General features: G+C 62.7%; 17 protein-coding genes and 1 pseudogene. 12 read left to right on the top strand and 6 right to left on the bottom strand.

Features of this window, described 5'->3' with window-relative positions; translation table 11 throughout:
• The first annotated feature begins 240 nt into the window (after window positions 1-240).
• A complete protein-coding gene (locus IEY38_RS00090; RefSeq protein ID WP_188974443.1) occupies window positions 241-543 on the top strand; it encodes a hypothetical protein in 303 nt (100 codons plus the stop codon).
• A gap of 13 nt (window positions 544-556) precedes the next feature.
• Here the strand turns inward: IEY38_RS00090 and IEY38_RS00085 are convergent, their stop codons facing one another.
• The 3 genes from IEY38_RS00085 to IEY38_RS00075 form a co-directional block, all read right to left on the bottom strand.
• Complete coding sequence (locus IEY38_RS00085; RefSeq protein ID WP_188976089.1) at window positions 557-874, bottom strand: hypothetical protein; 318 nt, start codon at window positions 872-874, stop codon at window positions 557-559.
• A gap of 129 nt (window positions 875-1003) precedes the next feature.
• Entirely contained in the window at window positions 1004-1513 is a 510-nt protein-coding gene (locus tag IEY38_RS00080) for a hypothetical protein (protein WP_188974442.1), read from the bottom strand.
• Entirely contained in the window at window positions 1510-1812 is a 303-nt protein-coding gene (locus IEY38_RS00075) for a UPF0175 family protein (RefSeq protein WP_004517029.1), read from the bottom strand. Before IEY38_RS00075 ends, IEY38_RS00080 begins: the two co-directional genes overlap by 4 nt.
• A 158-nt stretch (window positions 1813-1970) precedes the next feature.
• Between IEY38_RS00075 and IEY38_RS00070 the strand changes: the two genes are divergently transcribed.
• On the top strand, window positions 1971-2807 hold the full coding sequence (locus IEY38_RS00070; protein WP_188974441.1) for a pantoate kinase: 837 nt from the start codon (window positions 1971-1973) through the stop codon (window positions 2805-2807).
• Window positions 2808-2867: 60 nt separating this feature from the next.
• Window positions 2868-3596 carry a DUF2103 domain-containing protein gene (locus IEY38_RS00065; RefSeq protein ID WP_188974440.1) on the top strand — a complete coding sequence of 243 codons (729 nt, stop codon included), beginning with the start codon at window positions 2868-2870 and terminating at the stop codon, window positions 3594-3596.
• Between the two features lie 259 nt (window positions 3597-3855).
• Here IEY38_RS00065 and IEY38_RS00060 read toward each other — a convergent pair whose 3' ends face one another.
• Complete coding sequence (locus IEY38_RS00060) at window positions 3856-4500, bottom strand: hypothetical protein (protein WP_188974439.1); 645 nt, start codon at window positions 4498-4500, stop codon at window positions 3856-3858.
• Between the two features lie 75 nt (window positions 4501-4575).
• On the opposite strand from IEY38_RS00060, the gene IEY38_RS00055 reads away from it, so the two are divergent.
• The 3 genes from IEY38_RS00055 (at window position 4576) to IEY38_RS00045 (ending at window position 5395) form a co-directional block, all read left to right on the top strand.
• Window positions 4576-4884, top strand: coding sequence for a 50S ribosomal protein L37ae (locus IEY38_RS00055; RefSeq protein ID WP_188974438.1), 309 nt, complete (start codon window positions 4576-4578; stop codon window positions 4882-4884).
• Between the two features lie 26 nt (window positions 4885-4910).
• On the top strand, window positions 4911-5045 hold the full coding sequence (locus IEY38_RS00050; protein ID WP_004517024.1) for a DNA-directed RNA polymerase subunit P: 135 nt from the start codon (window positions 4911-4913) through the stop codon (window positions 5043-5045).
• 98 nt (window positions 5046-5143) lie between these two features.
• Window positions 5144-5395, top strand: a complete 252-nt coding sequence (locus IEY38_RS00045) for a KEOPS complex subunit Pcc1 (RefSeq protein ID WP_188974437.1) — start codon at window positions 5144-5146, stop codon at window positions 5393-5395.
• 24 nt (window positions 5396-5419) lie between these two features.
• On the opposite strand, the gene IEY38_RS00040 is transcribed toward IEY38_RS00045, so the two are convergent.
• Window positions 5420-6022 (bottom strand): metal-dependent hydrolase, encoded by a 603-nt coding sequence (locus IEY38_RS00040; RefSeq protein WP_188974436.1) that lies wholly within the window; start codon window positions 6020-6022, stop codon window positions 5420-5422.
• A gap of 75 nt (window positions 6023-6097) precedes the next feature.
• On the opposite strand from IEY38_RS00040, the gene IEY38_RS00035 reads away from it, so the two are divergent.
• From IEY38_RS00035 to hop, 6 genes are all read left to right on the top strand, one after another.
• Window positions 6098-6739, top strand: coding sequence for a hypothetical protein (locus tag IEY38_RS00035; RefSeq protein ID WP_188974435.1), 642 nt, complete (start codon window positions 6098-6100; stop codon window positions 6737-6739).
• A gap of 17 nt (window positions 6740-6756) precedes the next feature.
• On the top strand, window positions 6757-7362 hold the full coding sequence (locus IEY38_RS00030) for a hypothetical protein (RefSeq protein ID WP_170097436.1): 606 nt from the start codon (window positions 6757-6759) through the stop codon (window positions 7360-7362).
• A gap of 238 nt (window positions 7363-7600) precedes the next feature.
• Window positions 7601-10363 (top strand): PAS domain S-box protein, encoded by a 2763-nt coding sequence (locus tag IEY38_RS00025; RefSeq protein WP_188974434.1) that lies wholly within the window; start codon window positions 7601-7603, stop codon window positions 10361-10363.
• Window positions 10364-10522: 159 nt separating this feature from the next.
• Entirely contained in the window at window positions 10523-10882 is a 360-nt protein-coding gene (locus IEY38_RS00020; protein WP_170097342.1) for a DUF7344 domain-containing protein, read from the top strand.
• 80 nt (window positions 10883-10962) lie between these two features.
• Complete coding sequence (locus IEY38_RS00015; protein WP_188974433.1) at window positions 10963-11724, top strand: aldo/keto reductase; 762 nt, start codon at window positions 10963-10965, stop codon at window positions 11722-11724.
• A gap of 167 nt (window positions 11725-11891) precedes the next feature.
• The gene (gene hop, locus IEY38_RS00010; RefSeq protein WP_188974432.1) at window positions 11892-12722 is read left to right on the top strand and encodes a halorhodopsin; all 831 of its coding nucleotides are present in this window, start codon (window positions 11892-11894) and stop codon (window positions 12720-12722) included.
• Between the two features lie 212 nt (window positions 12723-12934).
• On the opposite strand, the pseudogene IEY38_RS00005 reads toward hop, so the two are convergent.
• Window positions 12935-13007: pseudogene (locus IEY38_RS00005) on the bottom strand (IS6 family transposase); the annotation flags it as partial.

Genomic DNA, 13007 nt, shown 5'->3' with positions numbered 1-13007 from the left:
GGAGTGTTAAACCCATGCATCTAGCTCCGAACGATGGTGGCGGCATCCCGGCTCGCTCAGGGTCCGAAACGTCTGAAACCGGCGTATATCGTCGGAATTGGCGGGCAGAGTCAGTACACGCACCGATAGCGGAATGACATGGCCCTGGGCCAATTTCTGATACCACGGCATTATAGCGGTGTCGGGACACAGCACCCGAGTCGGCGTAACACGTTTGGGTCTCACAGCCTTTACTACGGTATGTCCCACCCGTCACCGGAGACAGCCGCTGACCCGGAGGAGTTGGTCGCTGCACTGCCGACTCCGCCGACACTGTGGCAGCGAAGTGACGCCAACGGCGGCATCGTCGAATATCGGATTCCGGACGACGATGGCGTCTGTGCTGCGGCCAAACTCGTCGTTCGCCCCGAACTTTTCGACGACAGCGCGGTCCGGGTCGATAGAAAACAGGGGTGCAAAGACGTCGGAACGGGGCGACATCCAGATATCGAGAGCGCCGTCGACGCCGTTACCGCGGAACTGGCCGCCGCGGTCGGCGAATAGCTGTCGCGGCTATCTACGCTGGCCCGTCGGTCAGCCCGGCGACCGTGACGTACAGTCCGAACGTCGAGATGACTGTTCCGGCGAGCTGTGTCCCGGCGGTGGCGAGAAACCCGACGTCTGTGTACAACAGCGGGGCGAGCATGAACCAGCCGCCGAAGATCGTCGTCAGGACGGCCGGTGGTAAACTCGGATCGCCGGTCGCACGGAGCAGTTGGAGGTTTCGCACCGTAAAAACGAGTCCGAGAAGCCCGCTCGAAGTCACGCTCCCGGTAAACGCGGCGGTCGACCCGACGACAATCGGGAGCAGCGCACCGACGAGACAGCCCAGCACGCAGACGATAGCTGAAGCCACGAGAAACTGAGGCGCGGGTTGTTCTGACACAGCAAAGAATACGGACCGTGTTTATTAGTCCCTTATCCCAGCATAGATGGGCTGAATCCGCCGCTTTCTCAATCGGCGCTATGCGACCTCACCGACTGCCCGCTCCCGCAGTTCCCCGGTCAGATGCATCCCGTGTTGATCGATGCGCCTGACGATCCGCTTCGCCTGGGTCGGTTTGAGGTACTTGTCCTCGATAGCGGCCCGGACCACGACGCCGAAACTGCTCGTCACCTCTGCGCCGAGACCCTGCGCCATCCGGCGGACAGTGCGGTCCTCGGAGACGACAGCTACGGCAGAGCGGTCGTCGCTGTCACGGTAGGCTAACACGCCAGCGAGCACCGTCACGGCGGGTCCGAGGTCGGCGTCGCCCAGCAGGGACCTGGCCTGGTCGATGTGGTCCTCGTCGACGCCGGTTTCGATACCGCTCTCGCGGTACTCTGCTAGGTTCGTCGCGGTCGGTTCGATCTGGACCTCGTCGATGACGGGTTCGGGAATGACGATGTCGCCGTCGAACGCGTCCAGCAGCGACAGCTCCCCAACCTGCCCCAGCGAGTACAGCGCCGTCGGCCCGACATAGATGCGAGTCATAGCTCCGCGGCCGTGTCGGCATCGAGCTCCAGATCGGACAGCTCAAGCTGTGTCGTCAGATTTCGCTCGCGGGCCACGTCGAGCCACTCCGCGATAGAGAGATCAGCGAGCTGTGCGGCTTCGGCCGCCGACACGTCACCGGACTGGTACTGCTCGACGGCGACGCGGAGTCGAAGCGTCTCCAGTCCCTCCCGGAGGGCCTTTCGAATCGTGGTCGACCGGTCCTCGGAGAGCAACTCAGCGACGTCGTCCAGTTCATCTTTCTCTTCGCTCGGGAGTCGCGCGCTTATCGTCGGCATGTTTGCACAGTCATCCGCCGTAAACACACATCAAACTACGGGTCGGAGAACCGCCTGTCGGTCGTCTGAAACTCTGTACGGAGAGAACGTCCAACAGCCTGTGTGGCCGGAGCGGCCGATCACCAATCCTTAACGCCACCGGGTCCCACGGAGAGGCAATGAGCGACGAAGCACACGCGTTCGTTCCCGGCCACATTACGGGCTTTTTTACCGTTGACCGGGGCGATGACCCGATCGAGACCGGCTCTCGCGGGGGCGGACTGGCCCTGTCTGACGGCGTCTCCGTTACTGTCAGCCGCGGGGCTGAAACCGAGATAACGCTGAACGGCGAGTCGATTCAGGTCGAGGCCGTCGAGCGAGTGCTGGATGCCCTGCGAACAACGGCGACTGTCACTGCCGAAACGCCGCTCCCGCTCGGGTCCGGCTTCGGCGTCTCCGGCGGACTGGCGCTTGGCACTGCGCTGGCGGCCAACGCCGTCTTCGGCCACGGGCTCTCGTACAACGAACTGGTGACCATCGCCCACGGCGCGGAAGTTCAGGCTGGCTCGGGCCTCGGCGATGTCGTCGCGCAGGCTCGCGGCGGCGTGCCGCTCCGCCTCGAACCCGGCGGGCCACAGTTTAATTACCTCGACGCCATCCCGGCGCGCAGCCGCGTCGAATACCTCACGCTCGGCGAGCTATCGACGGCGGACGTTGTCGGCGGCGATACGGAGACACTGACGGCCGCCGGCGAACGTGCACTCTCTACCGTCGTCAAAGAGCCGAAGCTCTCGACGTTTATGCAGGCCGCCCGGCAGTTCTCTCGTGAAGCGGACCTGCTGACGCCGGAGGTCAAGGCGGTCATCGATGACGTGGCCGAAGCCGGCGGTGACGCCGCGATGGCAATGCTCGGTGAGACGGTGGTCGCGCTCGGGACCGGACTCTCCGACGCCGGCTACGACGCCACAGTCTGTGCCATCTATCCGCCCGGTGCGACCATCGAAGATGAGGGCTGAATCTGTCGTGCGTAAGATGTGAACCGTCTCGCTTATCAGCACGGGCCCGTAGCCACAGCTATGGACTGTCGGCAGTGTGCCACGCCGCTCGACCGACCGGGCGACTACTGCCTGGTCTGTCACACTGCCAATACGGACGCCGTCGTCCTCGAACTCGATCGTGAGCGGGCGACAGTGACCTCGCTGCTGGACGGGTCGGTCGTCGGCCAGCGGACGGTGACGACGACGCCGGAGGGCGAGGGGAGCGACGAAACGGTCGTCGTCGAACTGCGGAACTTCGCCGGCCTCGTCGCAGACGAGGTCCGACGCAAACGACCCGAAGAGGTGTACGTCACGGGCGACCGCGATGTTATCGCCGCCGTCCGCCCACAACTTCACTACGAGTTCTTCCGCGTTGAGGGCGAGGACCCGGTCCAGCGGGTCATCGACCGCCAGGGCGAGCCTGCGCTCGAAGTGGTCGACGCCGCGCCGGCGGAGAAACTGGGCGGGAGCCACTCGACGCTCATCGGCGGCCGGTCGGGCCAGCGGGTCATCCAGACCGTTGCCGGCCACCCCCACGTGAAGAAGGTTATTCCCGGTCCCATCGACGCTGGCGGTGCGAGCTCGCCGACGGGCGTCCGAGCGAAGGCGACCCGCGCCGACGCCAACGGCAACGTCCGGGTGCTCATCCGCGACGGCTCCAGCGTGCAGGAGAACCGCGTCGTCACGACGGCTGGCGACCGCGAACTCGGCGAACACGTCCGAGCCGACCTGAACGAAGCGCTCAAGGAAGCCGAACTGCAGGAGTAGCCGGCCAGTGGCTCGGCCGCTATGTCTCGGTCCCGGCGGCTCAGACTTGTACTGGCTGGCCCCGCGTATACCACCAAGCGACGACCGCGATGAAACCGTTCAACACCATGGAAGCGGCGAGCAGCAACCGATTAGCGAAGAGGAACCAGCCGCCACTGAGCAACAGAAACACCGCTGCAATCCCCCAGAACACGTCTTGATGTGAAATATCCACACAGGAACCTGTTGCCAGTGAATTAAGAGTCGGTCGGTCCCGGCGTTAGGCAATTATAACGCCGGCAACGAGTACCGCGGCCACCGCGACTCCGACGACACCAGTCCGGTGAACAGCCGGTAACGCCGTTCGCACGTCGAGAACCATGGGGAGCGCATGGAGTGCGGCGAGCGCCAGATAACCGACTGGGGAGACAAGCGGAAACGCTACCGCCCCGACGGTCAACAGACCGAGTCCGACGACGCCCGCACCCAGATAGCCACGTCCGCGCACGGGCTGCCCGCCCCCTTCGAGGACACCGCCGGTCCAGCAGTAGCCGATAGCCGTCGCACCGACCCACGCGTGCCAGAACGCCAGCGACTCGGGCACGGCACCGAGGAGGCCGCCGACGGTCAACGCCATCGCAGTGGTGTTGACCGTCCCCCAAGCGAGCATCGCGTCGGAGAAGCGGACGGAGTCCGGCGCGTGCAGGACTGTCAGGCCGATGAAGCCGCCGATCAGGACGACCCACAGCGCCGTGGCGAGCAGCGCGCCGACAGCGCGGTCCGACCACGTAATCGCTTGCGTGCCACCCCAGCCGAATAGACCCGCCGCCGCGCCCGAAAGCAAGAACTCCGAGGCGGTAAGCCGCCCGCTCGTGGCCGGCGCGACCCGCTGGAGGCGATTGCGAACTCCGTCGAACGCTGCCATCGAGCGACGGTTTGCCCGCCTCCCCCTTGAGTTATGTCGCCGTGGGGCCACCGGGAACCGAATCTCGAAGGCCTTATGTGGCCGCTCGGCGGACAAGAGACCACTATGGCTAGCAAGAGCGGAAAGACCGGCAGTTCGGGCCGTTTCGGCGCTCGCTACGGTCGCGTGTCCCGACGCCGCGTTGCGGAGATCGAATCGGAGATGAACGAGGACCACGCCTGTCCGAACTGCGGCGAAGACCGCGTCGACCGTCAGGGGACGGGCATCTGGCAGTGCAGCTACTGTGACTACAAGTTCACCGGCGGCAGCTACAAGCCGGAGACGCCTGGCGGCAAGACTGTTCGACGCTCCATTCGGGCCGCACTGTCCGAAGACGAGGAGTAAAGGACCTCCATCCCTATCTCTCAGCTATGAGCTACAAGTGTTCACGCTGTAAGCGCGACGTGACGCTGGACGAGTACGGCGGCGTTCGCTGCCCGTACTGCGGACACCGCGTCCTGCTGAAGGAGCGGTCGCCCGACGTCAAAGAGATCAACGTCAACTGAGGCAGTCGGGACGCGGCCGACAGTCGACGGCCGACTGCGCCACGTTGCACACGGCTTTTCTGGGGCAGTCCGGCGACCGATGCGATACCCCGAACAGTATGACTGCACCACATCGGACCTACCTCACCGCCGAATACGATAGCGCCGACCGGGCTCGCGCCATCGAGCGAAGCATCCGTCCCGAAATCGACGATATCGAGGGTGACCGGACGACGGCGCGGCTCAGCCGGAATGGACGGCAAGTCGAACTCGCTGTCGAGGCGGCCGACCTCGTCGCACTACGGGCCGGCATCAACACGTGGCTGACGCTGCGTGGTGTTGCTGAGGACGCTCTCGCAGGACATTCGTGAAGACAGCGGCGCGGCAGTCGAGCGTTACTTCCGGTAGCGGTCCGGGACGTGGGCCGCAATCGATTCGGGAACGTTGCCGAACACCACCGGTGCTAGAGTTGCCAGTCGACGACGCAGGAGCCCGTAGGTCGCGCCGGTGAGGAGGGCCGCGGCGACGGCCCACCGGAACGGCCCGTCCAGAATGACGAACAGCGGCGCACCGACGAGTACCATCAGGCCCACGTCCGCAGGCGACCCGTCGTACAGTATCCAGCGCTTCGGCGACCGCCATCGGCCGCGGACGTGGTCGTACACGGCGCGCTCGGACGTGGCCTCCCACGGACGGAGTTCGAGACCGCCGCCGTACCGGTCCATCCGGCAGTGAAGGGCAGCGCCCAGCAGAACGAAGGTAAGCGCAACGAGCAGTGGTGTCTGGAGGATGGCGGCGAACCCAGCAGCCGGGACAACCGCGAGCGTGTACCCGCTGGGGTAATGTAGCGTACGCCGGTGGCCCGAGTACAGGTCGAGGTCGGGCAGGACGCCACCGACGAGGCCGCCAGCGAGCGCTACCGCGGCGTGGTCTGGCGCAAGGACGAGCAGCGGTGTCGCAATGGCGAGCCCCGCTATCGCGTGCGTCGGCAGCATCATATACCTGTATAAGGGCCTGTCGGTAGTATAAACACGTCGCTGGGTTTATTCGCTGTCGTATCCCAGTTGGACGCAATGACGGATGGGTCCGAGCGTCCCGAGAGCAGCCTCGGGAACATCGACCTCGACGACACGTTCGAGAAGCTCTTCCGCGATGGGCGAACAAACGCACTCATCGCGTGGCTGTTCGTCGCGATTCTCACGGCTGTGTTCGTCGAAAGCGTCCTCGATATCGACTATCAGTGGATACTGCTCGTCGGTGTCGTGGGCGCTGTCGTGCTTGTCCCCCCAGTCGCCTACCGCGAGTGGCGCGTCATGTCGCCCTGGGAACTGCTCTTTCTCGCCTGCCTGCCGATCCTGGTCCGCGGCCTCGTCGGCGGAACGGTCGGAACATTTGCCACGTATCTCTCGTTGGCAGCGCTGTCGCTACTCGTTATCGTGGAACTGCATATGTTCACTGAACTGGAAGTCACACACTGGTTTGCCGTCTGTCTCGTCGTCCTGACGACGCTCGCCGCCGTGGCGGCCTGGACAGTGTTCCGGTGGAACGCCGACCGGTTTCTCGGAACGTCGTATCTCACGACCAACGAGGCGCTGATGACCGAGTGGCTGTATGTCACCCTCGCCGGACTCGTCGCGGGTGTGTTGTTCGATGGCTACTTCAGACGACGGGACCGCCGCCTCTGGCGCGTCATCAGACGGATGGTGCGACGATGAGGCTGCCCCGGCCGTCGATGCGGAACCAGCGGCGAATCACCCGCGCGATGCAACTCGTCTTGCTCGGGCTGGTCGGCTACGGAATCGTCACCGGCCGGCCGAAGCCGATTACGAACGGCAGTGTCGGCTTGCTGGTGACGTTTCTCCCCGCAGTGACGCGGCGAAACTACAATCTGGCGCTGGACCCGTGGCTCGCCCTCTGGATCACGACCGCGGTGTTCCTGCACACGCTCGGGTCCGCCGGACTCTACGGACAGATCGGCTGGTGGGACCACCTCACCCACGCGATGTCAGCCTCGCTCATCGCCGCGTTCGGGTACACGACGGCCCGGACTATCGACCTCCACAGCGATTCGATTCACATTCCCAACCGCGTCTTCTTCGTGTACATCTTCGTCGTCGTGCTCTCCTTCGGGGTGATCTGGGAACTGTTCGAGTTCGCACTCGATATCGTCGCCACCGAAACGGGTGTCACAATGCCGCTGGCGCAACACGGTCTCGACGACACAGTTCGGGACACGATGTTCAATTCGCTCGGGGCGCTGCTGGTCGCGGCGTTCGGACAGGCCCACCTCACTGATGTCGCCGAAACCCTCCGGGAGCGGCTGCTCGTTGTCGACTGATATCAGGTGTTTCGCTGGGTTCGATGGCCGAGATGCCAGCTAGCGAGGATCTGTGGCTGAGCACAGTACACAATCAACCCAAGCGTTTTGTGTCCGATAGGCCACGACAGGAGCCGTGGGACTCCCAACCGTCTGGCCACTGTGACTGCCGAACGTGTGATCTGACCGTCCGGACATAACTGTCGCCGCCGAACAGTTATTACGTCTCAGCAAAGTGATTGAACAGCATACCAGGGTGATGATTGGAAACGACCTCGACAACATCGCGTTTGCGGGAGCGAGACAGACCGACGCTGCCAGCCGAGAGATCGAAGTCGTGTATCTCGATTCCGACCCGACGGCACGAGAGCAAATACACGAGGGGCTGGCGGACCACGACGCTGAGATAACGGTGACGAGCGTGGCAACAACAGATGCCGCCTTGGAGGCCGCCGCGTCGACGGATGTCTCCTGTCTCGTCCTCGACCCGACCGGGATGGGCGATATCCCGGCTGCACTGGTGTCGAACGACCGCTACCCGGTCGTCCTCTACACCGACGCCACTGCGCCAAACAGCGTTGCGACTGTCTTCGACGACGCAGAGACAATCGTCACAAAACAGGGGGACGGACAGCTGCGGCTGCTGGCGGAGAAGGTCGTCGGCGTCGCATCAGCCTCAGTCGATCGGACCGAGTCCGCCCTCCGAGATGCAGTGTCCGGAATCGAATCGCGTGCAGAAGCGAACGAAATTGCCATCTTACTGTCGGATGACGGGGCGGTACAGTGGTCGAGCGAAGCGGTGTCGGCGTTCGTCTCCGGTCTCGACGACACTGTCGAGGTCGAGGATTTTTACGACGCCATGGCTGGGGCACTTCCTGATACGCCCAGCGGCCGTCGGCAGCTACAGCGACTCCGGGACTCTCCGACCGAATCGGTTGCTGTCCGGGTTTCAGGAAACGACCGCGATCAGTGTCTTCTTCGACGTGGGTACGAGCTACCGGACGTAGCTGGAGGGCTCACGCTCGTCCTGCTGCGAGACATCACCGAAACTGCTCGGCGTGACGCTCGCATGGCGCTGCTTGATCTCCTCGTCGAGCGAGCACAGGACGGGCTCTACACGCTTGACGAACGCGGCGTCCTCGGTTTCTGTAACGATTCGTTCGCGGCGACCCTCGGGTACGAGGCAGACGAACTGTGCGGTAAACACATCTCGGCAGTCCTTGCACCCGGTGAACTTCCGAAGGGACAGGCGGCTGTCGAAGAGCTACTCGAAGCACCTGAACAGGGGAGCACGACCGTCGACCTGACGTTTCGCCGGAAAGACGGTACCGAACGGGAGTTCTCATTCAACCACACACTGACTCGCGACGACGCCGGCAACTACAACGGGGTCATCGGCGTCGCACGGGATGTTACGGAGCGAAATCGTCGTGAGCGAGAGTACCAAGAGATGATGGAGCGGTTTAATTTTGCACTTGAGGGTGCGGAACTCGGCGTCTGGGACTGGAACCCGAAAACCAACGATGTCACCTTCGACGAGCGCTGGACTGGAATGCTCGGTTACACTACGGCCGAACTGGAGCCACACTACGAGACGTGGGCTGACCTCGTCCATCCAGATGACCTTGACCGAGCGGAACAGGCGCTCGAGGAACTGAAAGACGGAGAGACCGACCTGTATCAGTGCGAGTTCCGAATGCGGACGAAAGACGGGGACTGGCGGTGGATTCGCGATCTCGGCAAGGTGTTCGAGTGGAACGACGACGGCGAAGCGATCAGGGCAGTCGGAATCCATCAGGACATCACTGAAGAACGGAAACGCCAGAACGAAATCGAACGACAGCGTGACGAGCTGGTAACGCTTGACCGGGTTAATGTTCTCGTTCAGGATCTCATCCGTGCGCTGGGAACGACGACAACGCAGGACGAACTCGCCGTGACAGTATGCGACCGGATCGTCGAGTCTGAGCTGTGGGATCTGGCCTGGATCGGTGAGCGATCCGGGGTCAACGACAACCTCACTCCAACGGCGGTCGCCGGCGGCGATGAAGGGTGTTTTGATAGCATTACCAGTGACAACCAGACCGACTCCAGTCCGGGTGAAACGGCGCTTCGGACGGGAACAATTCAGACAACGACAATTAAACGCGGGTCCGAAGTCACGTCAGGCGAAGGCACTGGGAGTGACCGAGAAACCCGCTCTATTGCGGCGATTCCAATCGTTCACAGCGATATAGTCCACGGAGTCCTGTGTGTGTGTACCGACCAGCCAGATGCGTTCACCACACGTGTCGAGGAGAGTTTCGCCGTCCTTGGCGAGATGCTCGGCTTCGCGTTCACCGCTGTCCAGAACCGGCGGCTGCTTTCCCACGACAAGATCCTCGAACTGACCTTCGAATCGCAAAACGCTGATACGCCCCTCGTCTCGGCAGCGAACGCATACGGTTGCCGAATCGAGGCCGTCGGATCAGTCGATATCGGCCCGGCCCATCTGCTGTATCTCGCTGTCGATGGGGGACCAATCGATGCAGTCTCGGAACAACTTCGCTCTCACGAGGACGTTCTCGACTCGCGGGTCGTTTGTACAGATGACGACGGTGGTGTTCTTGAACTGCAGGTGACGGAAACCATCCAGTCCCTCCTGCTGGATGTCGGCGCTCGCCGCCAAACGCTGGTCGCAGAGGAAGGGAAGCTTTCGATAACGGTTGAAGCACCACTCGACGCTGATTCCCGAACGATACAGGAGGCACTCGCTGTCTGTACGTCTGACTTTACGCTGACGGCGAAACAGGAGCGTGAACAGGCAAACGACGTACTCGACGCCGAATCGGACCCGCGTGATCACCTGACTGATCGCCAGCAAGAAGTCCTTCGCACGGCGTTTCTAGCCGGGTACTACGCGTGGCCACGAGATACGAACGCCGAGCAACTCGCGGCCACGCTTGACATCGCCTCGTCGACACTCCTCCAGCATCTCCGGCGGGCAGAACGGAACCTCATCGATGCCATTTTTGACATCTAGTCGTGTAGCATAGTTGTATTGTTGGGTGATTCACACCTGTGTCTCGGACACTACCTAGTAATCTAGGCGTGTGATTGATGATTACTGCGGCAGTTAACTTACTGCGCACAAATGAGTAACCAAAGGAATGCTGGGCCACGAAGTGACCAGTGGTGTGGGATGAGGCCGTCAGACAGGACACTGTCTACGGCAGATGTAGATAACGTGTTCGAGGTTTTGGCTGACTGGCGGCGCCGTGCCGTCTGTCACTACTTTACGAGCGCTGACCAGACGGCCGCTGACGTTGGGGCGCTCGCATCGGCAATCTCGGAGCTGGGGGGCACGAGCGCGGTCGATGCAGCAGATACGTCACCCTCGACTATCCAAACACAACTCGAAGAGGAGCACCTGCCGGTGCTCCATCGGATCGGACTCATCGACTACGACGAGCGAAGCGGCGCAGTGAAGTACTGGGGGTCCCCCACCGTTGAAAAGTGGGCTGACCACGCGGCGGCTGTCACGCAGCAGACCGATTTCTAACCGATCGACGGGCCGCATCTGGGGGGATGCGGGCCGGCGAAGCCACTACTGCTTTTTAACGGTGGTCCGAACGCTGGAGCATGGACCTCCCGCCAGTCGGGCTCGGCACGATGGGTATCGAAGACGAGGCTGTCGTTCGGACAGCGATCGACTGTGGTTACCGCCATCTCGACACCGCGCAGATCTACGAGAACGAGAGCACTGTCGGTGCGGGTATCGCCTCCGCCGAAACCGACCGGGCCGACTTAATCGTCGCGACGAAGCTCTGGATCGACGCACTCGGGGCGACTGCCGTCCGTCCAGCGACAGAGGCGAGCCTCGACCGACTCGGCCTCGACGCCATCGATCTGCTGTACATCCACCGCCCACGTGGCGACTACGACCCAGAAACGGCGCTACCCGCCGTCGAGGCCCTGCGCGAGGCAGGGCTGACTGAGCACGTCGGGCTCTCGAACTTCGACCCGGACCAGTTGGCTGTCGCGCGCGACCACCTCGATGGGATTGCTGCACATCAGGTCGAGTTCCATCCGCTGTTCTGGCGTGAACCACTGCTCGCTGACGCCCAGAAACACGGCTACCCGCTGGTCGCGTACGCACCGCTGGCCGGCGGTCGCGTCTTCGAGAACCCGACCATCGTCGACATCGCTGACCAGCACAACACGTCGCCGGCCGCTGTCAGCATCGCCTGGGTAACCAGCTACGAAAACGTCGTCACGATTCCAAAAGCCTCCTCCCGATCCCATCTCGAAGCCAACATCGCTGCTGCCGACCTAGAGCTGACCGACGCCGAAATTGCGCGCATCGAGGCCATCGAGCGTGAAGAAGAGCTGTTCCCGGAGTGAGTCGCCCGCTCGCTAGCGAGCAGTCAGGCGTGTCTGAGGCTGTTTAGCACGGTGATTCCACCATCGTGTCCGGGACTGGCCCTGCCCTTCCGAAACCCGAATCCAACATCGGATACCGATACCGTTTGGCTACGCGTCTTTAAGTGCTCTCTTCGTAGTTAGCACACATGACAGCTGCCAGTACCACTGCAACGACAGTGCTTCAGGCGACACAAGCAGACGTACTTCAGGAGATACAGTCGAATTTTCTCCTGAACTCATCACTCTGGGTGAACATCGCGCTGGCGGGCGTCGTCATCCTCCTGTTCGTCGCGATGGGTCGGGACATCGAATCTCCGCGCGCGAAACTCATCTGGGTCGCAACGATGCTGGTACCGCTGGTCTCGATTTCCAGCTACGCCGGGCTGGCCTCCGGGCTGACGGTCGGGTTTCTGCAGATGCCGCCGGGCCACGCCCTCGCCGGCCAGGAGGTCCTGTCACCGTGGGGCCGCTATCTGACGTGGACGTTCTCGACACCGATGATTCTCCTGGCGCTGGGCCTGCTGGCTGACACCGACATCGCGTCGCTGTTCACCGCCATCACGATGGATATCGGGATGTGTGTGACCGGCCTCGCCGCCGCACTGATCACCTCGTCACACCTGCTGCGCTGGGTGTTCTACGGCATCAGTTGCGCGTTCTTCGTCGCGGTGCTGTACGTCCTGCTCGTCCAGTGGCCGGCCGACGCAGAGGCTGCCGGGACGAGCGAGATATTCGGGACGCTCAAGATTCTCACCGTGGTGCTGTGGCTCGGCTACCCGATCCTGTGGGCGCTGGGTTCCGAGGGCGTTGCCCTCCTGAGTGTCGGCGTCACCTCATGGGGCTACTCCGGGCTGGACATCCTCGCGAAGTACGTCTTCGCCTTCCTGCTCCTGCGCTGGGTTGCCGCCAACGAAGGCGCTGTCTCGGGCTCCGGAATGAGTATCGGCTCCGGCGGCGCTGCGCCTGCAGACGACTGAGAGACACGTCGGGACGCGAACCGTCCGTTTTATTTTCGCCCGTTTCTCCCAGCCGCGCTCACTCAGTTCTATTCGCGGCGACGCCCTGATCGCCGGCTAGTGGTTGTCGTAGTCGGAACTAACCGAAGCTCGTCGGATCGGTCCGAATCCACTGCAGTCAGTAACGAATATGGTACGTCGCTCAATTGACTAGTCTGTATGCCCGGCACTGTCTAGTTCTGAATCTCCTCAGCTGGCGTTCGTCCGTCGAGTGCTTGGTTCGGTCGTTCGTGGTTGTAGTGGTGT

Source organism: Haloarcula sebkhae, from assembly GCF_014647415.1.
Taxonomy (GTDB): domain Archaea; phylum Halobacteriota; class Halobacteria; order Halobacteriales; family Haloarculaceae; genus Haloarcula; species Haloarcula sebkhae.
The sequence above is the reverse complement of the archived record's forward strand: the minus strand, read 5'-3'. Positions and strand labels throughout refer to the sequence as shown.

What these genes read in the sequence shown, in the direction of transcription:
- IEY38_RS00090 (WP_188974443.1), top strand. Translation starts at nt 241, where the DNA reads ATGTCCCACCCGTCACCGGAGACAGCCGCTGACCCGGAGGAGTTGGTC.
- IEY38_RS00080 (WP_188974442.1), bottom strand. Translation starts at nt 1,513, where the DNA reads ATGACTCGCATCTATGTCGGGCCGACGGCGCTGTACTCGCTGGGGCAG.
- IEY38_RS00075 (WP_004517029.1), bottom strand. Translation starts at nt 1,812, where the DNA reads ATGCCGACGATAAGCGCGCGACTCCCGAGCGAAGAGAAAGATGAACTG.
- IEY38_RS00070 (WP_188974441.1), top strand. Translation starts at nt 1,971, where the DNA reads ATGAGCGACGAAGCACACGCGTTCGTTCCCGGCCACATTACGGGCTTT.
- IEY38_RS00065 (WP_188974440.1), top strand. Translation starts at nt 2,868, where the DNA reads ATGGACTGTCGGCAGTGTGCCACGCCGCTCGACCGACCGGGCGACTAC.
- IEY38_RS00060 (WP_188974439.1), bottom strand. Translation starts at nt 4,500, where the DNA reads ATGGCAGCGTTCGACGGAGTTCGCAATCGCCTCCAGCGGGTCGCGCCG.
- IEY38_RS00055 (WP_188974438.1), top strand. Translation starts at nt 4,576, where the DNA reads ATGTGGCCGCTCGGCGGACAAGAGACCACTATGGCTAGCAAGAGCGGA.
- IEY38_RS00050 (WP_004517024.1), top strand. Translation starts at nt 4,911, where the DNA reads ATGAGCTACAAGTGTTCACGCTGTAAGCGCGACGTGACGCTGGACGAG.
- IEY38_RS00045 (WP_188974437.1), top strand. Translation starts at nt 5,144, where the DNA reads ATGACTGCACCACATCGGACCTACCTCACCGCCGAATACGATAGCGCC.
- IEY38_RS00040 (WP_188974436.1), bottom strand. Translation starts at nt 6,022, where the DNA reads ATGATGCTGCCGACGCACGCGATAGCGGGGCTCGCCATTGCGACACCG.
- IEY38_RS00035 (WP_188974435.1), top strand. Translation starts at nt 6,098, where the DNA reads ATGACGGATGGGTCCGAGCGTCCCGAGAGCAGCCTCGGGAACATCGAC.
- IEY38_RS00030 (WP_170097436.1), top strand. Translation starts at nt 6,757, where the DNA reads ATGCGGAACCAGCGGCGAATCACCCGCGCGATGCAACTCGTCTTGCTC.
- IEY38_RS00025 (WP_188974434.1), top strand. Translation starts at nt 7,601, where the DNA reads ATGATTGGAAACGACCTCGACAACATCGCGTTTGCGGGAGCGAGACAG.
- IEY38_RS00020 (WP_170097342.1), top strand. Translation starts at nt 10,523, where the DNA reads ATGAGGCCGTCAGACAGGACACTGTCTACGGCAGATGTAGATAACGTG.
- IEY38_RS00015 (WP_188974433.1), top strand. Translation starts at nt 10,963, where the DNA reads ATGGACCTCCCGCCAGTCGGGCTCGGCACGATGGGTATCGAAGACGAG.
- hop (WP_188974432.1), top strand. Translation starts at nt 11,892, where the DNA reads ATGACAGCTGCCAGTACCACTGCAACGACAGTGCTTCAGGCGACACAA.